The 24,604-nt window shown below is 70.7% G+C and carries 26 protein-coding genes; 11 read left to right on the top strand and 15 right to left on the bottom strand.

Features of this window, described 5'->3' with window-relative positions; translation table 11 throughout:
• Positions 1 to 44 precede the first annotated feature (44 nt).
• The 3 genes from AW270_RS16175 (at position 45) to AW270_RS16165 (ending at position 1,341) form a co-directional block, all read left to right on the top strand.
• The gene (locus AW270_RS16175) at positions 45 to 485 is read left to right on the top strand and encodes a helix-turn-helix domain-containing protein (RefSeq protein WP_061295161.1); all 441 of its coding nucleotides are present in this window, start codon (positions 45 to 47) and stop codon (positions 483 to 485) included.
• The gene (locus AW270_RS16170) at positions 482 to 877 is read left to right on the top strand and encodes a hypothetical protein (RefSeq protein WP_061295160.1); all 396 of its coding nucleotides are present in this window, start codon (positions 482 to 484) and stop codon (positions 875 to 877) included. The genes AW270_RS16175 and AW270_RS16170 overlap by 4 nt, the downstream gene beginning before the upstream one ends.
• 125 nt (positions 878 to 1,002) lie before the next feature.
• Positions 1,003 to 1,341: a DUF2516 family protein gene (locus tag AW270_RS16165; protein WP_061295159.1), complete on the top strand. Its 339-nt coding sequence runs from the start codon at positions 1,003 to 1,005 to the stop codon at positions 1,339 to 1,341.
• 4 nt (positions 1,342 to 1,345) lie between these two features.
• Here the strand turns inward: AW270_RS16165 and AW270_RS16160 are convergent, their stop codons facing one another.
• Complete coding sequence (locus AW270_RS16160) at positions 1,346 to 2,317, bottom strand: magnesium transporter CorA family protein (protein WP_061295158.1); 972 nt, start codon at positions 2,315 to 2,317, stop codon at positions 1,346 to 1,348.
• A gap of 38 nt (positions 2,318 to 2,355) precedes the next feature.
• Between AW270_RS16160 and AW270_RS16155 the strand changes: the two genes are divergently transcribed.
• Positions 2,356 to 3,921, top strand: a complete 1,566-nt coding sequence (locus tag AW270_RS16155; RefSeq protein WP_061295157.1) for a DUF2207 domain-containing protein — start codon at positions 2,356 to 2,358, stop codon at positions 3,919 to 3,921.
• On the opposite strand, the gene AW270_RS16150 is transcribed toward AW270_RS16155, so the two are convergent.
• A complete protein-coding gene (locus AW270_RS16150) occupies positions 3,908 to 4,816 on the bottom strand; it encodes an asparaginase (RefSeq protein WP_061295156.1) in 909 nt (302 codons plus the stop codon). The genes AW270_RS16155 and AW270_RS16150 overlap by 14 nt on opposite strands.
• Positions 4,817 to 4,849: 33 nt before the next feature.
• On the opposite strand from AW270_RS16150, the gene dtd reads away from it, so the two are divergent.
• A complete protein-coding gene (dtd, locus tag AW270_RS16145) occupies positions 4,850 to 5,275 on the top strand; it encodes a D-aminoacyl-tRNA deacylase (protein WP_061295155.1) in 426 nt (141 codons plus the stop codon).
• A 6-nt stretch (positions 5,276 to 5,281) separates the two neighbouring features.
• Here dtd and AW270_RS16140 read toward each other — a convergent pair whose 3' ends face one another.
• The 5 genes from AW270_RS16140 to AW270_RS16120 form a co-directional block, all read right to left on the bottom strand.
• Positions 5,282 to 6,664 (bottom strand): M48 family metallopeptidase, encoded by a 1,383-nt coding sequence (locus tag AW270_RS16140; RefSeq protein WP_169807324.1) that lies wholly within the window; start codon positions 6,662 to 6,664, stop codon positions 5,282 to 5,284.
• Between the two features lie 416 nt (positions 6,665 to 7,080).
• Positions 7,081 to 8,115, bottom strand: coding sequence for a CAF17-like 4Fe-4S cluster assembly/insertion protein YgfZ (gene ygfZ / locus AW270_RS16135; RefSeq protein WP_061295153.1), 1,035 nt, complete (start codon positions 8,113 to 8,115; stop codon positions 7,081 to 7,083).
• A 19-nt stretch (positions 8,116 to 8,134) separates the two neighbouring features.
• Entirely contained in the window at positions 8,135 to 8,545 is a 411-nt protein-coding gene (locus AW270_RS16130; protein WP_061295152.1) for a Fur family transcriptional regulator, read from the bottom strand.
• A gap of 281 nt (positions 8,546 to 8,826) precedes the next feature.
• Positions 8,827 to 9,117, bottom strand: coding sequence for a DUF2470 domain-containing protein (locus tag AW270_RS16125; protein WP_061295151.1), 291 nt, complete (start codon positions 9,115 to 9,117; stop codon positions 8,827 to 8,829).
• Between the two features lie 11 nt (positions 9,118 to 9,128).
• Positions 9,129 to 9,611: a heme-binding beta-barrel domain-containing protein gene (locus AW270_RS16120; RefSeq protein WP_061295150.1), complete on the bottom strand. Its 483-nt coding sequence runs from the start codon at positions 9,609 to 9,611 to the stop codon at positions 9,129 to 9,131.
• Between the two features lie 34 nt (positions 9,612 to 9,645).
• Between AW270_RS16120 and AW270_RS16115 the strand changes: the two genes are divergently transcribed.
• Together AW270_RS16115 and AW270_RS16110 are read left to right on the top strand one after the other, a co-directional pair.
• The gene (locus tag AW270_RS16115) at positions 9,646 to 10,008 is read left to right on the top strand and encodes a DsrE family protein (RefSeq protein WP_061295149.1); all 363 of its coding nucleotides are present in this window, start codon (positions 9,646 to 9,648) and stop codon (positions 10,006 to 10,008) included.
• Between the two features lie 850 nt (positions 10,009 to 10,858).
• The gene (locus tag AW270_RS16110; protein ID WP_157522076.1) at positions 10,859 to 11,908 is read left to right on the top strand and encodes a WD40 repeat domain-containing protein; all 1,050 of its coding nucleotides are present in this window, start codon (positions 10,859 to 10,861) and stop codon (positions 11,906 to 11,908) included.
• On the opposite strand, the gene AW270_RS16105 is transcribed toward AW270_RS16110, so the two are convergent.
• The 4 genes from AW270_RS16105 to AW270_RS16090 all read right to left on the bottom strand — a co-directional run bounded on the left by AW270_RS16105 (position 11,898) and on the right by AW270_RS16090 (position 18,891).
• Positions 11,898 to 12,605 carry a type 1 glutamine amidotransferase gene (locus AW270_RS16105; RefSeq protein ID WP_061295147.1) on the bottom strand — a complete coding sequence of 236 codons (708 nt, stop codon included), beginning with the start codon at positions 12,603 to 12,605 and terminating at the stop codon, positions 11,898 to 11,900. The genes AW270_RS16110 and AW270_RS16105 overlap by 11 nt on opposite strands.
• On the bottom strand, positions 12,595 to 13,836 hold the full coding sequence (locus AW270_RS16100) for a MurT ligase domain-containing protein (RefSeq protein ID WP_061295146.1): 1,242 nt from the start codon (positions 13,834 to 13,836) through the stop codon (positions 12,595 to 12,597). The genes AW270_RS16105 and AW270_RS16100 overlap by 11 nt, the downstream gene beginning before the upstream one ends.
• A gap of 9 nt (positions 13,837 to 13,845) precedes the next feature.
• Positions 13,846 to 16,887 carry an ATP-binding protein gene (locus AW270_RS16095; protein ID WP_061295145.1) on the bottom strand — a complete coding sequence of 1,014 codons (3,042 nt, stop codon included), beginning with the start codon at positions 16,885 to 16,887 and terminating at the stop codon, positions 13,846 to 13,848.
• Between the two features lie 90 nt (positions 16,888 to 16,977).
• Entirely contained in the window at positions 16,978 to 18,891 is a 1,914-nt protein-coding gene (locus tag AW270_RS16090; RefSeq protein ID WP_245674727.1) for a hypothetical protein, read from the bottom strand.
• 157 nt (positions 18,892 to 19,048) lie between these two features.
• Here AW270_RS16090 and AW270_RS16085 point away from each other — a divergent pair, with 157 nt between their 5' ends.
• From AW270_RS16085 to AW270_RS16075, 3 genes are read left to right on the top strand one after another with little or no spacing between them, the layout of a single operon-like run.
• Entirely contained in the window at positions 19,049 to 19,687 is a 639-nt protein-coding gene (locus tag AW270_RS16085; protein WP_157522073.1) for a hypothetical protein, read from the top strand.
• Positions 19,687 to 20,322: a DUF4352 domain-containing protein gene (locus tag AW270_RS16080; protein WP_061295143.1), complete on the top strand. Its 636-nt coding sequence runs from the start codon at positions 19,687 to 19,689 to the stop codon at positions 20,320 to 20,322. Before AW270_RS16085 ends, AW270_RS16080 begins: the two co-directional genes overlap by 1 nt.
• A complete protein-coding gene (locus AW270_RS16075) occupies positions 20,319 to 21,212 on the top strand; it encodes a hypothetical protein (protein WP_061295142.1) in 894 nt (297 codons plus the stop codon). The genes AW270_RS16080 and AW270_RS16075 overlap by 4 nt, the downstream gene beginning before the upstream one ends.
• Here the strand turns inward: AW270_RS16075 and AW270_RS16070 are convergent.
• Positions 21,174 to 22,418, bottom strand: coding sequence for a hypothetical protein (locus AW270_RS16070; protein ID WP_157522070.1), 1,245 nt, complete (start codon positions 22,416 to 22,418; stop codon positions 21,174 to 21,176). The genes AW270_RS16075 and AW270_RS16070 overlap by 39 nt on opposite strands.
• A 124-nt stretch (positions 22,419 to 22,542) precedes the next feature.
• Between AW270_RS16070 and AW270_RS16065 the strand changes: the two genes are divergently transcribed.
• Complete coding sequence (locus AW270_RS16065) at positions 22,543 to 22,983, top strand: MarR family winged helix-turn-helix transcriptional regulator (protein ID WP_061295140.1); 441 nt, start codon at positions 22,543 to 22,545, stop codon at positions 22,981 to 22,983.
• 39 nt (positions 22,984 to 23,022) lie between these two features.
• Here AW270_RS16065 and AW270_RS16060 read toward each other — a convergent pair whose 3' ends face one another.
• Genes AW270_RS16060 through AW270_RS16050 form a run of 3 tightly spaced genes read right to left on the bottom strand, consistent with a single transcriptional unit; the run spans position 23,023 to position 24,571 of the window.
• Complete coding sequence (locus AW270_RS16060; protein ID WP_061295139.1) at positions 23,023 to 23,325, bottom strand: DUF1416 domain-containing protein; 303 nt, start codon at positions 23,323 to 23,325, stop codon at positions 23,023 to 23,025.
• Positions 23,322 to 24,161 (bottom strand): sulfurtransferase, encoded by an 840-nt coding sequence (locus AW270_RS16055; RefSeq protein ID WP_061295138.1) that lies wholly within the window; start codon positions 24,159 to 24,161, stop codon positions 23,322 to 23,324. The genes AW270_RS16060 and AW270_RS16055 overlap by 4 nt, the downstream gene beginning before the upstream one ends.
• Positions 24,158 to 24,571, bottom strand: coding sequence for a DUF4395 domain-containing protein (locus AW270_RS16050; protein WP_061295137.1), 414 nt, complete (start codon positions 24,569 to 24,571; stop codon positions 24,158 to 24,160). Before AW270_RS16050 ends, AW270_RS16055 begins: the two co-directional genes overlap by 4 nt.
• Positions 24,572 to 24,604 lie beyond the last annotated feature (33 nt).

Below are 24,604 nucleotides of genomic sequence, written 5' to 3'. Positions count from 1 at the left end.
CAGAGCGTTTGCAAATGCATACAAGACCTGGCAAGCTGGAACACATGGAACTCCCGAAGGTCGGCTCGATCGGTGAATACATCCGGGAGCAGCGAACTCAGGCGAAGATCTCTCTTCGTCAGCTCGCGGCCCAGGCGGGGGTGTCCTTTCCTTACCTGAGCCAGGTCGAACGGGGCGTGCGCAAGCCGAGTGCGGAGATCCTCAACCAGATCGCCAAAGGGCTGCGCATCTCGTCCCAGGCGCTCTATGTGCAGGCCGGACTGATCGACGAGCGCCAGCCGGAGAGCGACGTGCTGGCGGCCATCCGCGCCGACGTCACGATCACCGGACGGCAGCGCCAGGTACTGGTCGACATCTACGAGTCGTTCCGCAAGGAGAACCAGGCCGCGGAGAGCGAAGGAGCCCAGCCGACGCAACCGGCTGAGCCCCTGGACGCGGCTTCACTAAACGGTCACGCCACTTCAGAAGGGTACAACCTGCCATGACCCTCGCCACCGAGGTCAAGAAGCTCACTGAGTCCAAGCCGTTCTACGCCCTGACCGGCGTCGGCGACTACGCGGTGGAGAAGCTGCGTGAGATCCCCGTCCGCGTCAACCAGCTCCAGCAGGTCCGCCGGGAAGAGGCCTACGCCTACGCCGGCCGCGTGCAGGGCAAGGCCGAGAACGTCGCCAACACCGTCGCCGAGCGGCTGAACACCATCTACGACGACCTCGCCAAGCGGGGCCGCCAGGTCGTCAGCCAGGCCACCGGCGAGGCCGCGCTCGAACTGACCGAGGTCTCCGAGGCCGCCGAGCCGGCCACCGCCGCCAAGGCGACGACCCCGGTCAAGCGCCCGGCCGCCCGCCGTTCGACCTCGTCGAACTCGACGAAGGCGTAGAACCGCAGTTCACGGCCCCGGTGGGAAGAAACCCGCCGGGGCCACGGTTTTCTCGCCCTGCACACCATGGAAACCAGACACTAGGCTGGTGGACATTCCGACCTTGACCTCGCGGGAGTGACGAGATGCTCTACGGCGTACTGGATCTCATTTTCCTGGGCCTCGCCATCGCCGCTTTCGGGATGTCGGTGTGGGCCCTGATCCACGCGGTCCGCACCCCCGCTCGGGCCTTCCAGTCCGCGGGCAAGCTCAACAAGAACCTCTGGATGCTCTTCACCGGCCTCGCGACGATCTTCACGCTCGCCTCCGCCGCCGGCTACATGGGCATCGGGCTGAACATGCTGAACATCTTCACCATCGCCTCGGTGATCGCCTCCGGCATCTACCTGGCCGACGTGAAGCCGGCCGTCAACGAGTACAAGGGCGGCAGCGGCGGCAACCAGGGCCCCTACGGGCCCTGGTAGGAATTCACAGCCAGTCGCGCTTCTTGAACTGGGTGTAGAGGACGGCGGCGGCGACCACCCACAGGGCCGTCGACGTCCAGAACCCCCACGGCTGCCCCGAGCCCGGATAGGGCACGTTCTGGCCGTAGAAGCCGGTGATCATGGTGGGCACGGCGATGATCGCGGCCCAGCTCGTCACCTGCTTCATGGTCAGGTTCATCTTGTTGTTGGCCATGGTCATGTGCGCTTCGCGGATGTTGCCGAGCAGGTCGCGCAGGGAGTCGGTCCACTCGGCGGCGCGGACGGTGTGGTCGTAGACGTCCTGGAAGTAGGGCGCCAGGCTGCTGTCGCGGATGACCTCGTTGCGGCGGAACAGGGTGTTGACCAGCTCCCTCATCGGGGCGACCACCCGCCGCAGGCCGACCAGGCTCTTGCGCAGCTCGAAGGTCTGCCGCTGGTCGGCCGGGCCCGGCAGGGTGTCGTCGAACAGGTCCTCCTCCAGCTTCTCGATCTGGTCGTCCATGGCCTCGACGACCTCGAAGTGGGTGTCGACGACGTAGTCGAGCAGGCCGTGGAGCAGGAACGCCACCCCGTGTTCGGCCAGGGCGCCGCCGGAGTCCCAGCGGCGCTGGACCTGGTCGATCGAGAACGCCTCGCTGGTCCGGACGGTGACCAGGGCCCGTTCGGTGACGAACGCCGACGCCTCGACCGACTCCAGGCGGCCGGTGTCCGCGTCGAAGTGGGTGGCGTAGACGTTCAGGAACATGTGGCTGTCGTAGATGTCGAGCTTGGGGCGCTGGCTCGGGTGGAGGGCGTCTTCGATGGCCAGCGGGTGGAGGCCCAATTCCTCGCTGATCGCGTCGAGGTCGGCGCGCGTCGGCGTGCACAGGTCGAACCAGACCACCGCGTCGGGCTCGTCCAGGTGGTCGGAGACGTCGGCGATCGGGAAGCCCTCGGACTCGAGCTTTCCGTTGCGGTAAAGCCTGGTGCGTGCCACCGGCTCAGCGTACTCGGATGCCACTATCGTGACGGGTCATGACATGTCTGGCACGCCTGGTGGGGCTGGCCCTCTTATCGACCGTCCTGCTCGCCACTCCCGCACGGGCTGCCGAGACCGGTGAGGTGACCCTCCAGCTGCGGCCCGACGGGGTGCTGCACGTCGTCGAGAAGGCCGGGGCGCGGAGCCGTGCCCTGATCACCCGAACCCGGTTCGACGACGGCTCCGACCGGGTGTTCCGGATCACGAACGTCAAGGGCGGGACCCTCGACGGCGACACCCTGAGCGCCTCCGGGACCGTCGAGTACGACGTCTCCGGCGCGGTCACCCCGATGCCCGACGGCACCGAGGAACTGCGCTGGTTCGCGGCCGACGGCCCGCTCGACGCGGTCAAGGTCACGGTACGTGGCCCCGGCCAGATCCAGAGCCTCTCCTGCTTCGCCGGACCGGCCACCTCCGCCACCGGCTGCACCGCCGCGAGCATGGACGAGTCGGCCGAGAACGCCACCTTCGAGCAGACCGGCCTGGCCGACGGCGAGCAGCTCACCGTCGTCGTGGCCTACCCCGCCGGGTCGACCGGCGCCCAGCCGATCCTGGAGCGCCGCTTCGACCTGGCCACCGCCTTCACCGTCGACATGTGGACCGGCGGCTCGCTGATCGCCCTGCTGGTCCTGCTGCTCGGCGGCCTCTACGCCCTCTACCGGACCCGAGGCCGGGACGCCCGGGTGGTCGAGTCGGAATCGGGCCTGTACGCCCCTCTCCAGGACGGCCGGTTCGCCCCGCCCGACGGGGTGCGCCCCGGCCAGATCGGCACCCTGATCGACGAACAGGCCGACGTCATCGACGTCACCGCCACCATCGTCGACCTGGCAGTCCGCGGCTACCTGCGCATCGACGAACAGCCGCGCGGCGCCTACGACGCCCCCGACTGGCTGCTGGTGAAGATGCCCAATGCCCCGGTCCAGGCGCTGCTCCCCTACGAACGCGCCCTCTACGACGCGATGTTCGACATCCGGGACGACATCCTGCTCTCCCAGCTGCACGGCGGCTTCTCGGCCGGCCTGGCGAGGGTCCGCGACGCCCTCTACCGCGACGTCGTCAAGCAGGGCTGGTTCGCCCGCCGCCCCGACTCGGTCAGATCCCGCTGGACGATCCTGGGCGTCCTGCTCACCCTGGCGGGTCTGGCCGGGACGGTGGTGCTGGCCTGGACGACCACCTACGGCCTGGTCGGCCTGGCGGTGATCATCGCCGGGGCGGCGCTGACGGTCGGCGGCCAGTTCATGCCGGCCAAGACCGCCAAGGGCGCCGGGGCGCTCGCCCACACGCTGGGCTTCCGCCAGTTCCTCATCTCCGGCGACGTCAACGGCGTGCCGGAGGCGCAGCGGATCGAACTGTTCTCCCGCTACCTGCCCTACGCCGTGATCTTCGACAGCGTCGACCGGTGGGCCCGGGTGGTCTCGACGGTCACGACCGAGGGCGACAACCTGTACTGGTACCACGGCCCGGCCGAATGGGACCTGTCGAAGTTCGCCGACTCGATGCGGACGTTCGTCATGACCACCTCGGGCGCGATCTCGGCGGCCCGCCAGTTCAGGTCGTTCTGACCCGCAGCTCCCCCACCGGCCGGCCGCCGCCCACGATCGGGGGAACCAGGTCGTCGGGGACGTCCTCGCCGAGCGCCCTCAGGGCGTAGGAGGTGACCGCGACCCTGGCGCGCTGGCCGCCGTCGACGATCTTCACGGCGGCGGCCCGGCCGTCGGCCAGCGCGAACGCGTCGAACGCCTCCGCGCCCGCCTTCAGCATCAGCCCGGGGACGGCCCGCATCAGCGCCGCCTCGGGCCGGGTCGTCCCGCTCGTGTACTCGGGGTGGGCGCGCATCGCGTCGGCGATCCGGCGCTCCCGCGTGCCCTCGGGGGCGGTGACGATCCGGCGGAAGGCGCGGACCACCCCGACCATCGACACGTAGAACAGCGGCGCGCCGCAGCCGTCGACGCCGGTGGCGGCGACCCGCTCCGAGGTGAGCTCCTCGACGGTGGTCCTGATCGACTTCTGCAGCGGGTGGGTCGGCGACAGGTAGCCCTCGGTCGGCCAGTCGTTGACGGCGCAGGTCGCGAGCATCGCCGAGTGCTTGCCGGAGCAGTTCATGTAGACGCGGCCGTGGTCGAGCGAGGCCCGGTCGTCGGGGTAGTCCTCCGGGCACCTCAGGTCGCTCTCGTCGAGCCCGGCGTCGCGCAGGATGCGGCGGGCGCCCTCGACGTGGATCGGCTCCCCCGCGTGGCTGCCGCAGGCCAGCGCCAGCAGCTCGCCGTCGAGGTCGAGCCCGGCGTGCAGCATGCCGGCCGCCTGCAGCGGCTTCATCGAGGAACGGGGCGAGGAGGGGGCCTGCACGTCGCCGTGGACCAGGACGGGGGAACCCTCGGCGTCGACGGCGACGACCCGGGCGCGGTGGACCGACTCCACGAACCCGGATCGGACCACCTCGACCAGCAATTCGGACATGCCGTCGACTGTAGGGCATGGCAGAATCCGGCCATGCGCGCGGTGGTCCAGAGGGTGAGCCAGGCATCGGTGACGGTCGACGGGACGGTGGTCGGCGCCATCGACGAGCCGGGACTCATGGTCCTGGTGGGGGTGACCCACACCGACGGCCCGGCGGAGGCGAAGAAGCTGGCGGCCAAACTGTGGGGCCTGCGGATCCTCGACGGCGAGAAGTCCTGCTCCGACATCGCCGCGCCCCTGCTGGTGATCAGCCAGTTCACGCTCTACGCCGACACGAGGAAGGGCCGCCGCCCGACCTGGCAGGCCGCCGCCCCCGGTCCCGTCGCGGAGCCGCTGGTGACCGCGGTCCAGGAGGAGCTCCGCAACCTCGGCGCGAGGGTGGAGACGGGCCGCTTCGGGGCCGACATGAAGGTCGCCCTGATCAACGACGGCCCGATCACCCTGGTCATCGACGTCTGACCCGTTTCACGCCCGCCAGATCCCAATGCCGAGCGCGGCCAGTTCCGTGGTGGCGCCACGCGGGTCGGTGATCGCGCGTTCGGCCACCCCCGACAGATCGAGGGGGCTTCCGTCGGGCGCGAACAGTTCGGCCGGTTCGGTCCAGGAGTGCCGGAACGTGGCCTGTCCCGCCCGGACGGCGGCGAGATTCATGAGCACCTCCAGCGGCGTCAGGAACAGGTCCGGCGGTTCCCCGGGTGCGGCGTCCGGGAACAGCGGCCGGGCGAGGTCGTCGAGGCGTCCGTCTTCGAGCATCCGCAGCACCCCGGGCAGCCCCGGCCCGGTGAGGCCGATGGCATCGAGGATCCCGGCGGCCTCGCCTGCGAGCCGGGCGGTGACGGCCGCGTGGGTGAACTCCGGCCACTCCAGGAGCGGGCGGCCGTGGGGGTCGCCGTCGGCCTCCTGCACCGCCTTCCCGGCGGCGACGGGGTCGAGGATCAGCGACGCGGCGGAACGTCCGTCAGACGGTACGACGACGTCGGGGAACCGCGCGGTGATCACGGCGGCGCGACGGGCCGGAGACGGATAGGTGTCCCACCACTTCCCGGCGGTGGCCAGCGGCCTGGCTCGCAGGTCGTCGACCTCGTCCTTACGGGCGGCGACGAACTCGGCGAACCCCCCGAACATGTCGGCGGCGTTGTTCCCCGCTTCGAGACCCGGCACCAGGTGGAACTCGCAGAAGAACTCCCAGGCTTCGCGGACCGCCGCGATCTCGTGCAGCGCGCCGACGGCGTCGGCCGTCCCGGCCACCCGCACGCCCACCGCGTCGGCGCGGTGCTCCCAACGACGGCTGCAGACGCCGTCGACCAGGTCATACAGCCATCTGTACGCCTTGAACCCCCAACTGGCCGGGTTGGTGGGGCGGAGCACCTCGGCGCTGGTGACGATGGCCACGTCACACCGTTCGACGACGCGGACCCACCGGGTGTGACCGGCGGCGAAGTGCCCCAGGTGATGAGCGAGGCCGAACCGGGCCTGGCCGACCGTGATCGACTGGAGCAGCGGCAGACCGAGGAACAGCGTGCGACGGCCCCGCAGGAAGGCATGGGCGTACCGGAAATTGATCTCTGACATGAGCCGGACCTCATGCGGAGGCCGGGTTCCGGCCTCCTCGGCCACCTCCCGCACCAGCGCCCACAGCCCCGGAGCCTGATCGCCGTCCAGGGCCGGGCCGGACGACCGCACGTCCCCCAGCCGCAACGCCCGCCACAGCCCTCGGCTCAGCGCGACGACCAGGGAGCCGGCCCAGCCGAAGATGACCAGCGTGAGGAACACGAACCCGGCGACCGGCGTCGCCCCCGGCGGCAACGCCCGTAACAGCACGACGAACCCGACAAGCTGTGCGGCCACCAAGGCGAACAAGCCGCACAACATGACAATCGACACCAGCGCGCGTCCCACCCGAGCACGTTAGCGCCACGTTGCCGCCCCGCTCGACGCTTGATCTATTCGGGACGGTTGGCCGAGCCCTCACGCTGGAGCCAGCCCATGTCAGAAGCGCTACCCGCTCGGGTTGGGGCATCCGACCAAGCGCTCGCCAACGCCTGGCCCACTTCACAAGCGCTGCCTGCTCAGGTCCGGCCGTCCGGCCAAACACTCACGCTGACGCCCGACCTACTTCAGAAGCGCTACCCGCTCAGGTCCGGGCGTCCGGCCAAACACTCACGCTGACGCCCGACCTACTTCAGAAGCGCTACCCGCTCAGGTCCGGGCGTCCGGCCAAACACTCACGTCGACGCCCGACCTACTTCAGAAGCGCTGCCCGCTCACATCAGGTTCGGGCGCTTGGCCGAGCGTTCGCGGGCCATCCGCGCGGCCTGGCGCCTCAGTTCCGGGTCGACCTGGACGTTGCGACCCGCATCCGGCGGCACGACGACTTCCTGCTTGGCGGCGACGTGGCCCGCCACGAGGTCGATGTCGACCGGGACAGTGCGCTTGACGACCGCGAGGGCGATCGGCCCGAGCTCGTGGTGGCGGGCCGACGATCCGATGAACCCGATCTGTCCCGGCGTGGCCGAGCCGTCGACGGCGGCCTCCGGGTCGGCCTCCAGGGGAGTGCTGACCCCGAGCGTCACGGGAGTGCCGTGGGGCGGGAGCTCGTCGACGCTGCCGTCGAGGTGGAGGAAGACCAGCCGCCGGGGCGGGTGGCCCAGGTTGTGGACGCGGGCGACCGTCTCCTGGCCCCGGTAGCAGCCCTTCTTCAGGTGGACCGCCGTCTCGATCAGCCCCAGTTCGTGGGGGATCGTCTTGTGGTCGGTCTCGAAGCCCACGCGCGGGATGTACGCCTCGATGCGCAGCGCCTCATAGGCCCACAGCCCGGCCATCGGCCCCTGGTCGGCCAGCTCGGCGCGCGGGATCAGCCGGTCGTCGCCGGGGGCGCCGGAAACCACGGCCCAGTCGGCCGACACGTCGGTGATCTCGACCCGGAGCATGAACTTCATCTTCTCCAGCCACGTCACCAGCGCCTCGGCCGCGCCCGGCTCGACATGGATCCACGTCGTCTCGCCGTCGTCGCGCAGGTGGAGGTGGTGTTCGAGCCGCCCCTGCGGGTCGAGGAAGAGCGTCTGCGTCCACACGCCGGGGGCCAGGTCGTCGAGTTTCTGGGAGCTCAGGCTGTTGAGCCAGCTCAACCGGTCGGGCCCGGCGACCGTGATCACGGGACGGTTGCTCCGGTCGACCACCGCCCGGCCCGCCGCGAGGGCGCGCTGTTCGGCGTAGGGGTCGCCGTAGTGGGCGGCCACGGCGTCGTCGGGGGACGCGGCGGCGACGGCTCCGGGGAGGTCCAGCAGAGGACTGCGCATACCCTCAGGCTAAGCCCGCTCAGCGGCAGTCGCGGCACCGCCCGAAGATCGTCAGGTGGTGGACGTCGGTCTGGAAGCCCATCTCCTCGTCGAGCCGGGCCACCATCTCCCCGACCAGCTCGGGAGGGGCCTCGATGATCTGCCCGCAGCCCCGGCAGACCAGGTGGACGTGGTCGGCGTCGGCCGCCAGATGGTAGGTCGGCGCGCCGTGGCCGAGATGGGTGTGGGTGACCAGGCCGAGCTCTTCGAGGAGTTCGAGCGTGCGGTAGACGGTCGAGATGTTGACGCCACGCGCGGTCTCCTGGACCTTCGCGCAGATCTCCTCGGGCGTGGCGTGGGTGAGCGCGCTGACCGCCTCGAGGACGAGCTGGCGCTGCGGAGTGACCCGGTAGCCGCGGGCCCGGAGCTCGTCGTGCCAGGTGTCGGTCATGCCGAGATCCTACGACGCGTAATTGACTTGCCCGCCCCGAAGAAGAGCGCCTAGCGTACGAAGCACGCAGAAAGGAGGTGGTCCGAATAATGATTAGTCATGATTGGGCTAGCGAGGTGGCTGTCCGCTAGGACATCCGATCCGGACCAGCTCCGGGTCGGCGCGTCAGAGCGCAGATCCAGGCAGACACCGGAACCCCGGGCAGCCGGCGGGTAGGGGTCAGACCCTTTCCCATTGGTCCAGCCGGCCCGCTCAAAAGAGCGGAACGCGCCCGGGGTTTCTCAATGCCCTCTCGGCTCCACACCCAGGATCTCGCAGGCCTGCCGGTAGAGCACGACGACCTCTTTGCGCACCTGCGCGCGTTCGACGATGGGCTCGGGCCATCTCACCGCGATCTTCTCGCCGTCGGCCTCGAAGTGGATCGCCTCGGTGTCGACGTCGGTCGTGCGGGCCGCCGTGGCGTCGGGCTTGCCGCCCAGGGCCCGCACGATCAGCAGCGCGTCGGCCGCGTGGTCGTCGTTCATGTGTTTCTTGATCGCCTCGACCGCGTCGGCGGTCAGCGGGGTGCTCATGGCGCCCGATCCTAGTCGGCGACCTTCTTGAGCTCCGCCGAGGCGTGATCCTGCAGGGGGTGGCCGACGGCGGCCATCTCGTAGGCGTACATCAGATTGCCGTTGACCAGGCCGTAGAGGCGCTTGCCTGCCGAGTAGTCCTTCGAGGTGACGGTGCGCGCGACGACGTCGGTGATGAGCTCGATCTTGTGGAAGACGACCTCGCCGACGTAGATCTCGATGATGCCGGTGGGGTGGGCCAGCATGACCTCGATCTGGCGCTCCGGCTGGACGCGCCAGAAGCCGGACTCGCTGGCGAGGGGGCGGACCTTCTCGCCCTCCTGGTTGAGCAGCCACGTGCGGCTGCGATAGCTGAGGAACGGCTTGCCGTTGTGCTCGAAAATGATCTCCTGGCCGAAGTTGGCGCTCTCCATGGTCGGATAGCCGATGACCCCGGCGCCCTCCCAGTGGCCCAGCAGGAACGCGATCGGCTCAAGATCGGGATGTACGTCCATGCCGACAAGGCTAGTGCGGGATTAGGCTGCGGGCATGGCACGCCAACTGGTGATCAAAGTGACCGCGGGCGCCGAGGCCCCCGAGCGGTGCAACCAGGCCTTCAACGTCGCCGCCGCGGCGATCGTGAGCGGGGTCGGGGTGTCGCTCTGGCTGACCGGCGAGTCGTCGTGGTTCGCCCTGCCCGGCCGGGCCGAGGAGTTCAAACTGGCCGAGGCGGCCCCGCTCGAAGACCTGCTGGCCGCCGTGCTGGCCGGCGGCCGGGTGACCCTGTGCACCCAGTGCGCGGCCCGGCGCGGCATCACGCTCGACGACGTGATCGACGGAATCCGCATCGCCGGGGCGCCCACATTCGTCGAGGAGATCACTCACGAAGGCGTCCAGGCGCTGGTCTACTAACGCGGCGCGGCTGTCATTAGGCTTCGGCCTTGAACGGGAAAGTCCCCTTAGTTCTGGGACGGGACCAACAATGACATCCGGTGATCCGCTGGCCGAACTGCGCTTACGGCTCCAGGAGCAATACCGCGTCGCGGGAAAACCGAGCTATCGCGAACTCGCCAAACAGACCGGAATGAGCCACACGTCGGCCAGAACGGTCATCCTCTGCGAACGCCTCCCGAGATGGGGCGCCCTCGAATTGATCGTCGAGGCCCTGAGAGGCGAGACGGCGCATTTCCACCGCTTATGGCTGGCCGCCGAAGCCTCCCCAGCACCGAACACCGGACGCACGACACCCCATCACGAAATATCCGGCAAAGGATCTCCCACCGCCGACCCGCAGGGGCTCCCCGGCACCGGCCCTCCATCCCCGCAGACCCAGACGGCCTCCGAGGGGCAACCTCGCGCCGCAGCCTCACAGGCGACCTCCACCGCAGCACCCCCGGCGACCGGCACGCAGCACACCTCTGCCCCCGGACCTCCACCGGCTCAAGCCCAGACGAACCCCGGCGGCAACCCTCCGGCCGCATTTGGGTCGGCTGGCCCGGCGATGAAGGCGGGAGGCCTCTCGGCGGAGCGGAAGAGTCCCTCCGCACTGGGGGAGAACCTTTCGGCGAAGCAGGAGAGCCCCTCGGTGGAGCGAGAGAGCCCCTCCACACAGGCGGAGAGCCTCTCGGGGAAGCAGCAGAGCCTCTCGGCGGAGCGGGAGAGTCTCTTCACACAGGCGGGCAGCCCTTCGGAGAAGCGGGAGAGCCCCTCGGCGGAGCGCGGAAGCACTCGGTTCGGGGGTGGCCTGTGGTCGCGGCGGGCTGTGCTCGTCTCTCTTTCGTCGGTGGCGGTCGTGGCGGCCGGAGCAGTCCTGGCTCCTCGGCTGCTGGGGAGCGGTCCTGAAGCGCGTAAGGGGGTCCTGTTCGGGGGGCCGCTGGCGGGGGACCACGGGGCGGTCTGGTCGGTCGCCTCCGGGAAGGTCGGGGGGCGGCCCGCCGTCCTCTACGGCTGTCAGGACGGCACCGTCCATCTGCGTGACTTCGTCAGCGGGGAGCGGATCGGCGGGGTTCTCGAAGGTCACGGCAGGGCGGTCTTCGCGGCCCGGATCGCCGACGTCCACGGCGAGGGGGTCGGGGTGACGGCCTCGTCCGACGGGACGATCCGCACCTGGGCGCTGGCTTCGGGGCAGGGCCGGGCGCTGAACGCCGGGCAGGAGACCGGCGGGCTCAACGCCCTCGCGCTGGCGACGGTCGACGGCACGCCCTGTGCCTTCACCGCGGGCGACGACCGGACGATCCGCCGCTGGGACCTGACGGCGGGCGAGCAGGAGGGCGTGGTGGTCGGCGCGCCGCTGGCCATGTCGCCCAAGGCCATCGCGATCGGCGACGTCGGCGGCAGGCTGACGGCGCTCACCGGGGGCGACGACCGGCTGGTCCGGCGGTGGGACCTGACCGCCGCCGACCCTGCGGGGACGCCCATCGGCGGCCACGACGGCACCATCTGGAACCTGACCATGGGCCACTCCGACGGCCGCCCCGTCGCCCTGTCGGCCGGTGAGGACGGCACAACCCGCCTGTGGAACCTGTCGGCCGAGCAGCCGATCGGTCACCCGCTGGGCGACGGGCTGCCCGACCCGGTCAAGTGTGTCGCGCTGGCCGTCGTCGGCGGCGAGACGATCGCGTTCTCCGGCGCGGACGACGGCAGCCTGCGCGAGTGGGACCTGACCACGGCAAAGCAGGTCGGCCCGCCCGCCGAGGGGCCCACCTCAGGCCCGGAGGGGTTCGAGGTGGCCGCCCACGAGGGGCGGACGTACCTGTTCGCCGGGACCTGGGACGGGTTCGTCTGGAAGTTCGACCTCGGCCCTACGGCTTGAGGACGGCGTCGAGGCGCTCGTTCCGCAGGCGTTCGTACCAGGTGTCGTCGATCTGCGGCAGCGGGCCGGCGGCCCAGCGGAGCAGCAGGTCGGCCAGCGCGGGGTTGCGGGCGAGGGCGGGACCGTGGAGGTAGGTGCCGATGATCTTGCCGGCGAAGCAGCCCTCGGTGCCGTCGCCGTTGCCGGTGCCGACGAGGGTCCGGGACAGCGGGGTCACACCGGGCCCCAGGCGGGTCACGCCCATGTGGTTCTCGAAGCCGGTCAGGGTCGGCAGGCCCAGCGACGGGTCGACCTCGGCGGCCAGTTCGCCGACCGAGCGGCGCTCGCCCCGGCCGGAGCTGATGTCGAGCAGGCCGATGCCGGGCACCGGCTGACCCTCCTCGCCGCCGAACACCGAGCCCATGATCTGGTAGCCCGCGCAGACGGCCAGCAGGGACGCGCCCCGCTGGATCGCCCGCTGGAGGCCGCCGTCACGCCGGAGCCGCTCGGCCCCGAGGATCTGCGGCCGGTCTTCGCCGCCGCCGATCAGGTAGATGTCGCCCTGCTCGGGGACCGGGTCGGACGAGCGCACGTGCACCGTCTCGACCGGGAGGCCCCGGCTGCGGGCGCGCTGCTCCAGCACGAGCACGTTGCCCTGGTCGCCGTAGGTGGAGAGCAGGTCGGGGTAGATCCAGACGATGCGGAGACTAGACTGCACGGCCGAACTCCGTCCGGATCGACTGGAACGCGGTGTAGTTGGCGATGACGTCGATCTCGCCCGGAGGCAGCGCGGCGACGGCCTGGCCGAAGTTGTCGACCAGGGTGAAGCGCACGCCCGCGACGTCGAGCCGCAGGGCCAGGTCGAGGCGGCGCTCGCCGGTCACGTAGACGTGGCGGCCAGACAGGATGCGGTAGTCGACGTCCCACAGCCAGGAGGTGTCGCGGCCGTCGGGGCCCTGGGCGTTGACCGACAGGATGATCGGGCGCTCGGCGCGGGTGACGTCGAACGCCTCCAGCCAGCCCGCCGGGTTCTTGGCCAGCAGCAGCTTCATCACGCGGCCGTCGCGCTCGACCGTCGTGTAGCGCCCGGCGACCGACTTGACCTCGCGCAGCCTCGGCAGCGCGCGCTGCGGCTCCAGGCCGAAGGCGGCGGCGGTGGCCAGCGCGATGACGGCGTTGGAGCGGTTGGCCGTGCCGGGGAGCTGGAGGTCGAGCCGCCAGCGGTCGCCACGGGGGTCGATCGCGTCTTCGCCGTCGAGGATCCAGTTGGGCTCGGGACGGCTGAACGTGCACTCGCGGCAGGCCCAGTCGGCGTTGACGATGCCCTCGGCGCGGTCAAGCGGGCCGCCGCACTCGGGGCAGCACCACGAGTCCTCGTGCCAGCGCTGGCCACCGGCGACCCAGGTCACCCGGGCGGCTGTGGAGGCGCCCCAGGTCACCAGCGGGTCGTCGCAGTTGGCGATGACGTGGGCGGGCCGGCCGGCCAGGGCGCGCCGCCACTTCTGGGCCAGCAGCCAGATCTCGGCGGCGCGGTCCATCTGGTCGCGGCTGAGGTTCATCAGCGTGACGACCCCGGCCTGGGTGGTGTCGAGCACCTCGGGCAGGTACTTCTCGTCGACCTCGAGCACGCCGTAAGGAGCGCTCTTCTGCGACGAGAGCGCCGACACGTGGCCCGCGGGCATGTTGGCGCCGAACGCGTTGGTGGCCACCTCGCCGAACTCCTGGAGCGCCGAGGCGATCAGGCGGGTCGTGGTGGTCTTGCCGTTGGTGGCGCTGACCAGCGCGAGCTTCTTCTCGGTGGCCAGCTGGCGGAGCAGGTCGGGCTCCAGCAGGAGGCCCACCCGGCCGCCGATGACGGATCCGTCGCCGCGCCCGGTCGCCCGGGAGAGGGTCGCGGCGGTGCGTCCGAGCGCGCTGGCGAGCTGGGCGCGCAAGGGCAACTGACTCATGCGGTGATCCTATCCGCGCTCGGCGGGCACGGGGTCGGTGAAGGAGAGCTCCGCCGGGGTGTCGCCGTCGAACGGGAGAACGAACCGGCGCGGCCAGGAAAGCACCGTTTCCAGCCACGCCGCCCCCATCGTGTGGGCGACATGCCGGATACGCTCCCGGGGCTCGACGCCGACCGCGACGATGGCGATGTCCCGCTGGATGCCCTCGTGCTCGTCGTCGCCGAGGATCACCCGCCAGGCCAGCGCGCGGTTGCGGTCGACCTCCATCGACAGCGGGTGGTGGCGCAGCGCCTTGGCCCGGTGTCCGAGCAGCTCCGTTCTGGTCTCCACCGCGACGCCGCCCCCGTTCACGCCCGCGTGGAGATAGGGGCGGCCTGAGGGGTCCGTACCGAAAAGGGCGTATTCCATCGACGGGGCCGGGCTGCGCAGGTTGGGCGCGGGGTGGCCGTAGGGGAACAGGCGGTCGACCTCGTGGAGCCACCTGATCTGCGGGATCACCCACGCCGGGCCGGGCTTGTCGCCCGCGCCCGAACCGGCCAGCAGGCCGGCCGACACCTCGGCGGCCTTCTCGGTCAGCAGGGTCGGGTCGAACCAGGTGCGCAGCGACCACGAGCGGCGGGCGACGCTCCGCTCCACCAGGGTGGCGAGCAGGCATTCGCGGCGTCGCGTCGGTAGCTCCGACCAGATGTCGGCCAGGATGCGCGGCACGCCGGGCAGCGACCGGTTCGCGACGAACGCCAGGACGACGGTGTCGGTCCAGATCCGCAGCCACGCCCACTCGGGCGCGACGGCGAGCAGGTCCGCTTCGCGGACCTCGAAGAGCGTGCAGGCCTTTCCGGTACGGCACTCCCGCCCGCACGCGGCCGAACGGCGGCCCTTGATGGGCGGCGCGGGGCTCTGGCGCACCTGCTCCCGGTCCTCCCCCAGCGGCACCTGGATCCGCAGCGGCCGGTCCATGCCGTCGGCGAAGACCGCCGCGAAGCCCGGCTGGAGCGACACGACCTGGCGCGACTGCTCCTCCGACAGGTTCATCGCGGCCCCGACCAGCAGCCGGTCGTCCTCGGCGGGCAGCCGGTGGACGACCTTGAGCGCGGTGTTCTTGACGACGTCCGAGACGAGCTTGGTGGGGATCTGCTCGGCCACCACGATGCCCTCGCCGTAGGCGCGGATCTCGGCCAGCATGCCCGCGAGCAACTCGACCGCGTGGGTGGAGGCCCGCTGGGAGCCCCGGTCGCGCAGCAGGCGGTGGGCCTCCTCGATCACGATGACGTGCTGCAGGCCGGAGGACTTCTGCTGGCGGGCGCGCATCCGCAGGTGCTCGACGATGCGGATGATGAGGGTGCCCATGAGGAACGCCTTGTCCTCGTCGTTGGCGACGTCCTCGATGGCGAGCACCACGTTGCGCTGGAGCAGGCCGCCGATGTCGGCGGGGTGGCCGCCCTCGAAGAAGCGCCCGGCCGAGCCGACCCGCAGCGAGCGCAGCCGCAGCGAGATGAAGCCCTCGACGTCGGCCTGGACCTCGTTGCCGTAGCCGATCTCCTCGATGACCTCCAGGGCGTGCTGCTGGAGCTGCTCCAGGGTCGGCACCTGCGGCTGGACGGCGGCGCCGGGGATGCCGCCGCCGGTGACGACGTCCCAACCGTTGGCCTCGTAGACCCGCTGGAGAGCCAGGGACATGATCTGCGGGAACGGCTCCTCGGCGTCGAACGCGGCCATGAACAGGGCCCGGACCATGTCGATGTGGGCCTGCACCGGGTAGCCCGGCTCGGGGGCCAGCGGGTTGACGCTGAACGGCACGTCGCCCGGCGCCGACGGGTTGATCACGGTCAGCGGGGCCAGGCCCTCGATGCGTCCGGCCATGGCGGCGTACTCGGACTTGGCCGGTTCGATGGCCAGCCACGGGATGCCCGCCTTGGTGAGCTGTTCGAGCAGGTGGCGCACGGTCTGCGACTTGCCCGAGCCGGTCGCGCCGGTGACGAAGGCGTGCCGGTTCAGGGTGGCCAGCGGGACGCGGAAGGTGCCGACGGCACGGTCCTGGCCGTCGACGATCGCACCCAGGTCGAGCATGTCGCCGCCGGTCGAGTCGGCCTCGCTGGTGACGTCGAAGAAGCCGGTGTCGAGGACGCGCACACCCGGGACCTCGCGTCTCGGCAGCCCGGCCAGGGCCGCGAGCGCGCCCGCCGTGGCGGCGAAGGGGGCGGCGGCGCTGTCGGTCGGGTCCTGGAAGTTGACGTTGAGGGCCTCGGTGAAGGTGTAGACGGGCTCCTGGGCGGTCGGCCGGGCCGGGCCCGCCATCGCGCTGCGCAGGCGGTAGGGGTGGTGGCTCATCTCCACCGAGCCGACCAGCACCGGCGCTATCTGGCGGAGCTCCTCCTGGCCCGCCGCGCCCGCCAGGACCCGGACGTTCCACAGGCCCGCCTCGCGGAAGGCGTCGAGCTCCTGCATGCGGCGTTCGGCGCGCTCGGCGTCGTAGCGGGAGCGCTCGGAGGCGTCGCCGTACTGGCGCAGCACGTTGAGCTGGGTGCGCAGGTGGGCGACCTCGGCGTCGAGCGCGTCGGTCGGCTCGGCGACGACGACCCAGCCGAACGGGCGCGACATCAGCGTCGTGAGGGTCGACTCGAACAGGGTCGGCTGCTTCGGCTCGTCGGGCTCCGGCTCGCGCCGCCCGTTCAGGGGCGGGGCCTGGCGGCCCGGACAGGGCGTCCACACCAGGTCGGCGAGGTCGGCCAGCCAGTCGTCGCCGATCTCGACGCCCCGGGCGCCACCGGGGAACAGCAGCGGCTGCGGCCCGGTCGGCACCACCTCGATCGCCGCGACGGCGGCCCGGCGCGGGGCGCGCGGCGGGGTCAGCGGACCCGCGTTGGTGATCAGTTCGAGCGGCGCCCCGGAACCCCGGGACAGCCAGCCGATGACGAAGGGCCGGTCACGCTGCGCCGCGGACAGCACGGCGGGCAGCACGTTGACGAAATCCCACTCGGCCGACGACGTACGCGAGGGAGCGGTGATCGCCTGGATCCGATACCACGGCCCGCTCAGGGGGAACGGTTGCATGAGACCCCTCTCTGCCAGGCTTTCACGGTCCTTTGCCGATCATGCTCACACATCCCCGTTGACGAACCTCTTACCTGCGCGTTGCTCGCTTCAGGGCTTGCGCCAGTCAAGCCGGGGCGGGGGCGGGCCGAGGTTCGGCGGCGGCGCGTCCAGGTCGGGTTCGGGGGGCACCACGGGAGGGGTCGCGCGCAGCGACTTGACCTCCTCCAGCGTGGTCTTCGGGAAGGTCAGGATGGCCGGATTGGCGTCGGCGAGCCGCACCTCCCGGCCCTCGGAGGTGGCGTGGGTGACGATGACCGAGGTGGTCGGGAGCTGCTGCAGCTGGTGGGGCTCGACCAGGAACTCCCGGGACCGCTGCATGACGCCCTCGGTGACCGATCCGGCGCTGCGGCCCCACTCGGTCGACTCGGTGATGCCCTCTTTCAGATCGCCCTCGGCCAGGGCACCCTGCCCGGTGCGCCCCTCGCCCACCGTCGAGGTGTAGCTGCCCCTGGTCCCGTTGACGGCGGAGCTGACCGACTCGGTGAGCTGGGCGAGCTCCAGGCGGTGTTCGGTGCCGACGTGCTCGCTGGCGACCCGGGCGTCCTCCGCGTTGCCGAGGCGCATGAACGCGACCGCGGCGTGGCCCCTCCCCAGCCGCTCCCTGACGGTCGGGGTCAGGGCACGGTAGGTGAGGACCAGGCCGGTCCGCGACGTCTCGCAGGCGTCCATGAGCCGGTCGAGGACGTCGCCGCGTAACTTGTCCGCCCCGGCCACGATGATCGTGTGGTACCAGGGGCGTTCGCTGGCCGGCGACTGCCGCAGGATGTGGGTCAGCGCGGTCGCCACGTAGGTGCCGAGCACCCGGTTGCCGAACACCCCGGCCTGGCGGTCCATGCTGACCACGCGTAAGCGCGCCGGGGGCAGCCGCACAGCGTCGGCGCCGAGGGTCTCCAGCTTGCGCAGCTGCGACTCCAGCGCCCAGGCGCGTTCGATGACGACCCGGTCGGCCACGCCCCGGCCGAAGAGGGTGCCGATGCGTTCGAGCTGGATGGCGGTGAGCTGGCCCGACTTGAGGTCGTCGCGCGGGTCGCCGACCTGGGCGAGGGCCCGCAGGGCAGCGGTGACCTGGCTGATCGTGGCGGTCTCGCCGAGGACCTCCAGGACGCGTTCGAGGATCGCGTTGTCGAACCCTATGTCGCGGCTGGTCTCCTCGCTGACGCTGACCACGTGGGCCAGCACGTCGGCGAACGCCTCGGGCTTGAGCGTCGCCCCGAGGTCGAGCTTGGGCAGGTCGGAGGGGAGCACCCAGACGAGCGGGTCGTCGCCGCCGCGCCGGGCCAGCTCGATCAGGTCCTTGGCGATCACGCCCTCGGACAGGTCGAGCACGGTGAGGTGGCCGCCGCTGTAGAGGCGGGTGGCGCCGATCAGGGTGAGCAGGGCCGACCAGCCGGGGAGCGTGCCACCGGCGACGTCGATGCGGTCGATCTCGTCGGGGACGGCGACGGCGTACCAGCTGATCTGCTTGTCGTAGACGGCCTTGCGCTCGGCCCACTCGCGGTAGCGCTCGGCGTGCTCCTCCTGGAGACGGATGTTCTCGTGTTCGCGCTTGGCCCGGCTGCGCTCGGCCGCGGCGAGGCGCTCCTGGACCCGGAACCGGACGGCCCGGTTGCCCTGGCTGATCGCGAAGGAGCACACCCCGGCGACCCCGGCGGCGGCCAGCACGGCCATGCCCACGAACGGCCACCCGATCACCCCCGCGAACCCGAGCAGGGCGACCACCACAGCGAGCCCGGCGACGGCGTTGCGGAGCAACTTGACCGGCCGGTTCAACAGGTCTTCCTGTAAACGTTCGGCCCGCAGGAGTTCGGGACCCCGATCCGGGGGCAGTTCGGCGTCGTCGCGCGGCGGGCGTTTCGGGGGCGGGCCGGGGTCGGGGTGCAGCAGAAGGTACTGCCACCCGAGGTAGATGCGGTCGGCGCGCAGCTCCGCGTGCTCGGGGTGCGCGTCGGTCAGCCTGCCCATGGTCGCGCCCGGCCCCTCCGTATTCGTCGTAAGGTGAAAGCGTAGGAGCTTCCCACCCTGTCAGGGCAGGGTTCTCGCCATTCGGACGGGTTTCCCACCAAAGATAGGGACGATTGCGGCGGATGGGTCGCGTGTGGGCGTACTACCATCCATTGCCATGAGTCGGCGACCGGTGCTCGTGCCCGTGGTGGCGCTGCTGTCTGTGTCCGGGCTCGGGGTGACGGCCGGGACGGGCGGGCTGAACGACCGGCCCGACTCGCCGCCCAAGCAGTACCAGCCCGGGGCGACCATCGATCAGAAGCTGCTCAAGACCCAGTTCGTCAAGGCCGTCGACATTGCCGAGGGCGACCGCCACGCGGTGGAATTAGTACTCAAGGTCACCAACGAAGGTGACCAGACCGAATCTCTCGGCGCGATGGCCACCGGCGCCAAGGTCAGCCGCTACGGGCGGCTCGGCACCACGATCCTGAAGGTCACCCCGCCCCTCGGCCCGCCCGACACCTACCCCCAGATCGGCGTCGTCAGCCACGGGGTGCGCAGCTACCAGCTCCATCCGGGCATCACCCACACCGTCGTGATCCGCTACGACCTCCCTCCGGGCGCCACTCCCCCGGACAAGGTGACCGTCGACGTCGGCGGATTCGTCGAAGAGCCGATCAGCCGCCGCGACCCGCGGGAATACTGGCAGATCGAGCCGGACAAGGACCTGCCGACAGGGGCGGGGGACGAGATGGAGCTCATCGAGCCCAAGGTCATCGCCCAGGTCACCCTGCCGATCCGGCCGGAGGAGGCCTGATGGTGGCGACCCGCACCCGGACCCCTGGAGAGACGGCCCGCGCCCGGAAGCGCGCCAGGCGTCCCGGCTTCCTGCGGCGGCTGGCCGGGCTGCTGCTCGGGCTGGGGCTGGCCGCCGCGGCCCTCTACACGCAGACCATCGCCCTCTCCCCCAACGACGAGACCTACGTCACCAGCTCGGGCTCCTTGGGCGAGGAGGTCGTCACGAGCCGGTTCTCGGTGAAGGTGACCAAAACGGCCGTCGCGACGTCGGTCGACGTCGCGGACACGACCGTCGAGACGGGGAACCTGTTCCTCGTCGTGCACGTCTCGGCGACCTCCCGGAGCGAGCCCATCCAGTTCCGGCCGGCCGGCGCCTGGCTGCTGACCGAGGGCGACAAGAGATACCAGGTCACCGACAAGGTGGCCGAAGACGCCACGTTCCTCGGCAAGTGGGTGCAGGCGGGGTGGTGGATCGACGCGCCGCTCGTGTTCGAGGTGCCCAAGGAGGCGCTTCGGGGGTCCGAGCTGGTGCTGCGCTGGCCTGACGCGGCGATCGCCGCGGACAACCTCGCCCCGGACGTACAGATAGATCTCGGGCTGACCGGCGGCGAGCCGCCGGTGGAGCACTACTCGCTGGCCCCGGAGGGCACGTGAACCAGCAAGAGCCACCACGCGACTGGTTTTCCCCGCCGCCGTCGCAGCCGACCGAGATCGACGACATCACCTATTCGGGACCGCTCCCGCAGATGATTCCGTCCTACATCCCGCCGCTGGCCCCGCCCAGCGACGTGCTGGTCTGGCCGCCGCCCCCGCCTCCCCCTGCGCCGGAGGAGGACGACGAGGGCTTCTCCACCCAGCCGTTCCCGGCCATCGCGGCGGGGCGTCCGCTGCCGCGCGCGCAGCCTCGCCCCGCGCCCGAACCGGCCTTCGAGGAGCCCTATCCGCCGGTCCGCGAGACGCCGCCGCCCCCTCGGGAGCCCGCGGAGCCCGAGAGGAAGAAGAAGGGCTGGGGCCGGTTCTTCGCCGGAGCGGCCGGTTCGGTGGTGCTCGCCGTCGGCGCGCCCGCCGCCGCCAACTGGTCGACCTACGTGTACGCCACCGGCGAGCCCGACGTCGTCCACATCGTCCCGGCGGGCGAGACCTACGAGTTCGACCACGTCGCCTGGCGGACGACGATCGAGCCCATCGCCAACCCGGCGGGGGCCGCAGAGAAGCCCGGCCGCCAGTGGGTCAAGATCATGGTCACCCGCACCGCCCTCGACCGCGACGGCACCTTCCTGACAGGCCTGCCCGGGGTGGAGGTCCGCGACGGCGCCGGGCGCTCGTGGCGGACCGAGGTGCTGAACAACGCCACCCCGACCGACCAGTCGGACGACCAGGTCGGCAAGGCGTTCCCGATCGAGATCTACGCCGTCGTGCCCAGCGGTGTCGCGGACAAGGCCGAGGTGTTCCTCCGCCCCACCGGCTACCGCTCGGACACCCCGACCGAGGAGCTGACCCAGGACCTAGACCCCGACCTCGACGTCCTGCGGTTCCTCCGTTAGCCGCTTGCGGGTCGCGGCCAGGTCATAGGTGGCCGCGATCAGGCACATCGACAGCACGGTCACCAGCAGGTCGGCGACGAACGTCGTCGGCACGCTGGTGACGAGCCACAGATACGGCTCGCCGGCCACCAGGTAGTCGAGGAAGCGGTTCAGGTAGCCGCCCCCGACGTGGAGGCCGACGTAGAGCAGGGCGTACAGGCCGAAGAGGGCGGGGCCGCCCTTGACGGTCAGGCGCAGGGAGTTGAGCAGCGGGATCCAGCGGGAGGTGAACCCGCCGGTCAGCTTGGCCAGGGTGACCTGGGTCCAGTTGTGGCTGCGCTCGACGCGCGCGCCGACGGCCTCCAGGCGGGTGCCCCTGATCGTGGTCTGGGTGTCTTCGGCGTAGGCGCCGTACACGAGGATGCCGACGGTCAGCCAGGCCAGCGGGAGCACCAGCGCCTCGATGAACAGCGGCCACACGTCGCCGAGCCATTCGAAGAAGGGCGACTCGCGCACGTCCTCGGTCGCGTCGCTGACTCCCACGATGAGGGCCCGGTGCTCGATCCAGTCCTCGCGCCACTTCAGGGCGGCGACGGTGGCGGTCAGGCCGTAGAAGACGAAGGCCAGTTCGCCGAAGGTGGTCAGGATGCCGGTGAACTTCCCCGGCTTGTTCTCGTGGCGGCGGCCGGCGAACCACTTGATCCCGTACGCCACCAGCATCGCGGCGACCGAGATCCGCACGTCGAGCCCGGTCAGGCCGTCTCCGATCGTGCTCTGCACGCCCTGGGCCTGGTCGACGATCTGCTGGTCGGGGTTGAGGGTGCGGTCGATGTTCTCGAAGTCGCGCATGTCCTGGTCGACCAGGCCCCAGGTCATGTACAGACCGGCGAAGGCCAGCGCGGTCCGGTTGAGCGCCCCGAAGATCGTCTCCTGGGCCTCCTCGCCCTCGCGGCGGGCCCTGGTCTCGGCCAGCGCCCCCCGGACGGTGTAGAGCATCCCGACCACGGTCGCCAGCGACACCATGACGACCAGCGTGAAGATGAAGATCACGCCGACCAGCCGCAGCTGGTACCACGACCCGTGCGACAGGTGCGCGGCGGCGTAGAGCAGCCCCCAGCGGACGAACCGGCCGAGCGAGAACCACATGACGAGCGGCAGCGCGCACGACCCGGCGATCCGTAACGCGTCGAGGGGCAGGCGGGCGGCCTTGGTGGACGTACCGGACATCCTGCGCATGCTAGCGGTCAAGGAGCCGGAAAGGTCAAAGATCGGCCGTCCGGGCTGGTCAACGACGGATATGCGGGAGGCGAGGTGGGACACTCCCTGAAGTCGTAGATCGGGGATTCAGACAGTGAGTGCGGAACGGGACGCCGGCCCCGGCCGGAGCCCGGGTTTCCTGCTGTGGCGGGCGACCCTTCGATGGCAGCGGGAGATCACCACGGCCCTCAAGACGATGGGCCTGACCCACGTGCAGTTCGCCCTCCTCGTGGACCTGTGGTGGTTCGACAGTCAGGGCGTCCGCCCCAGCCAGCGCGAACTGGCCGAACACGCCACCATCGACGTGATGATGACCAGCCAGGTGGTCAGGGTGCTGGAGGTCAAGGGCCTGCTCGGCCGCGAGGACGACCCCGCCGACATGCGCAAGAAGGTGCTCGTGATCACCGACGAGGGCCGCCGGCTGGCCGAGCGCGCCGCCGGGGTGGTGGAGACCGTCGACCGCGACTTCTTCAAGGTCGCCGGCGAGCACAACGCGCTCATCGACGTGCTGGAACAACTGGCCGGACAGCACTGAAGGGCCCCTTCGGGAGAAGGGACCCTTCAGCGGTGGTTGTCAGACGGCGACGGCGAGCTGGGCGACCTCGCCCAGCTTGGCCTCGACCGCGACGTCCTTGGTCCGGCCGCCGCCCGCGATGATGCGGACGGTCCACGAGCCGGGGGCGGCGAAGAAGCGGAAGATGCCCTCGTCGGAGACGACGACCTCGCCGGTGAACTCACCGGAGTGGTCGAGGAGACGGGCGTAGGCGGTGCCGGCGCCGGTCACGACGCCCTGGATCACGGCCTGGGTGGACAGGTCGATTCCGGTCGGCAGGGCAGCGGTCTGCTCGGGTGCGGCGCACCCCTGAATGGTGGTCATCGGGCCTCTCCCAGTTCCACGGGCACGCCCACGAGCGAGCCGTATTCGGTCCACGAACCGTCGTAGTTCTTGACGTTGGCCTGGCCGAGCAGCTCGTGCAGCACGAACCAGGTGTGGGCGGAGCGTTCCCCGATGCGGCAGTAGGCGATGGTGTCCTTGCCGAAATCGACCCCCGCCTCGCCGTAGAGGGTCTTGAGCTCGTCGTCGGAACGGAAGGTGCCGTCGTCGTTCGCGGCCTTCGACCACGGGATGTTCCGCGCGGTCGGGACGTGGCCACCGCGCTGCGCCGCCTCCTGGGGCAGGTGGGCGGGGGCCAGCAGCTTGCCGGTGAACTCGTCGGGCGAACGGACGTCGACCAGGTTGAGCTTGCCGATCGCGGCCACGACGTCGTCGCGGAACGCGCGGATCGAGGAGTCCTGGTCCTGGGCGGTGTAGGTGGTGGCCTCGCGGGAGGGGACGTCCTTCACCAGCTCGCGGGAGTCGAGCTCCCACTTCTTGCGGCCGCCGTCGAGCAGCTTGACGTTGCTGTGGCCGTAGAGCTTGAAGTACCAGTAGGCGTAGGCGGCGAACCAGTTGTTGTTGCCACCGTAGAGGACCACGGTGTCGTCGTTGCCGATGCCGCGCGACGAGAGCAGCGCCTCGAAGCCGGCCTTGTCGACGAAGTCACGACGGACCGGGTCCTGCAGGTCCGTCTTCCAGTCGACCTTGACGGCGCCGCGGATGTGGCCCTTGTCGTAGGCACTGGTGTCCTCGTCGACCTCGACGAGGACGACGCCGGGCGTGTCGAGGTTGGCCTCGACCCAGTCGGCGTCCACCAGGGCAGCGGAGCGGCTCATGAGTAATTTCTCCCAGGTTGTAGACGGCGGATGAGCAGATACATGTCGCAGCCCAGGCAGAAGCCAAAGGCGGCGTTGAGGAAGGCGGCCAGCAGTGCCGCTGCTGTCGCACCCAGGGCCAGAGGAATGATTCCGAGGGAGAAACCGATCAGGCCGACGACGGCGAAGAGGATGCCCACGCCCTGCGCGAACCGGGGCGGCCGGGAGTCCTCCAGTTCCTGCGGCGGTCCGAGCCGGGGCCGCACGAACCTCTTGAAGAAGAGTCCGTAGGGCGGGTGGCCGAAGGCGCCGAACGCGAAGACGATCGCCTGGAGCGCCAGCAACCAGGTGGCGCCGGTGGCGAGGACTGTCGCGAGAACCAGAGTGGTGACGGCCGCGCCGAAGCGAGGGCCTCGGGGATCGACTTGCATCGTCGGATGCTCCTGATGGGTTTCGTGACTGCG

Source organism: Herbidospora cretacea (assembly GCF_001570605.1).
In the GTDB taxonomy this organism is placed as follows: domain Bacteria; phylum Actinomycetota; class Actinomycetes; order Streptosporangiales; family Streptosporangiaceae; genus Herbidospora; species Herbidospora cretacea.
Note: the sequence above shows the minus strand (reverse complement) of the source record. Positions and strands in the feature narration are given on the sequence as shown.

Coding starts and splice junctions, on each gene's coding strand:
- AW270_RS16175 (WP_061295161.1), top strand. CDS start 45: ATGGAACTCCCGAAGGTCGGCTCGATCGGTGAATACATCCGGGAGCAG.
- AW270_RS16170 (WP_061295160.1), top strand. CDS start 482: ATGACCCTCGCCACCGAGGTCAAGAAGCTCACTGAGTCCAAGCCGTTC.
- AW270_RS16165 (WP_061295159.1), top strand. CDS start 1,003: ATGCTCTACGGCGTACTGGATCTCATTTTCCTGGGCCTCGCCATCGCC.
- AW270_RS16155 (WP_061295157.1), top strand. CDS start 2,356: ATGACATGTCTGGCACGCCTGGTGGGGCTGGCCCTCTTATCGACCGTC.
- AW270_RS16150 (WP_061295156.1), bottom strand. CDS start 4,816: ATGTCCGAATTGCTGGTCGAGGTGGTCCGATCCGGGTTCGTGGAGTCG.
- dtd (WP_061295155.1), top strand. CDS start 4,850: ATGCGCGCGGTGGTCCAGAGGGTGAGCCAGGCATCGGTGACGGTCGAC.
- ygfZ (WP_061295153.1), bottom strand. CDS start 8,115: ATGCGCAGTCCTCTGCTGGACCTCCCCGGAGCCGTCGCCGCCGCGTCC.
- AW270_RS16130 (WP_061295152.1), bottom strand. CDS start 8,545: ATGACCGACACCTGGCACGACGAGCTCCGGGCCCGCGGCTACCGGGTC.
- AW270_RS16125 (WP_061295151.1), bottom strand. CDS start 9,117: ATGAGCACCCCGCTGACCGCCGACGCGGTCGAGGCGATCAAGAAACAC.
- AW270_RS16120 (WP_061295150.1), bottom strand. CDS start 9,611: ATGGACGTACATCCCGATCTTGAGCCGATCGCGTTCCTGCTGGGCCAC.
- AW270_RS16115 (WP_061295149.1), top strand. CDS start 9,646: ATGGCACGCCAACTGGTGATCAAAGTGACCGCGGGCGCCGAGGCCCCC.
- AW270_RS16100 (WP_061295146.1), bottom strand. CDS start 13,836: ATGAGTCAGTTGCCCTTGCGCGCCCAGCTCGCCAGCGCGCTCGGACGC.
- AW270_RS16095 (WP_061295145.1), bottom strand. CDS start 16,887: ATGCAACCGTTCCCCCTGAGCGGGCCGTGGTATCGGATCCAGGCGATC.
- AW270_RS16090 (WP_245674727.1), bottom strand. CDS start 18,891: ATGGGCAGGCTGACCGACGCGCACCCCGAGCACGCGGAGCTGCGCGCC.
- AW270_RS16085 (WP_157522073.1), top strand. CDS start 19,049: ATGAGTCGGCGACCGGTGCTCGTGCCCGTGGTGGCGCTGCTGTCTGTG.
- AW270_RS16080 (WP_061295143.1), top strand. CDS start 19,687: ATGGTGGCGACCCGCACCCGGACCCCTGGAGAGACGGCCCGCGCCCGG.
- AW270_RS16070 (WP_157522070.1), bottom strand. CDS start 22,418: ATGTCCGGTACGTCCACCAAGGCCGCCCGCCTGCCCCTCGACGCGTTA.
- AW270_RS16060 (WP_061295139.1), bottom strand. CDS start 23,325: ATGACCACCATTCAGGGGTGCGCCGCACCCGAGCAGACCGCTGCCCTG.
- AW270_RS16055 (WP_061295138.1), bottom strand. CDS start 24,161: ATGAGCCGCTCCGCTGCCCTGGTGGACGCCGACTGGGTCGAGGCCAAC.
- AW270_RS16050 (WP_061295137.1), bottom strand. CDS start 24,571: ATGCAAGTCGATCCCCGAGGCCCTCGCTTCGGCGCGGCCGTCACCACT.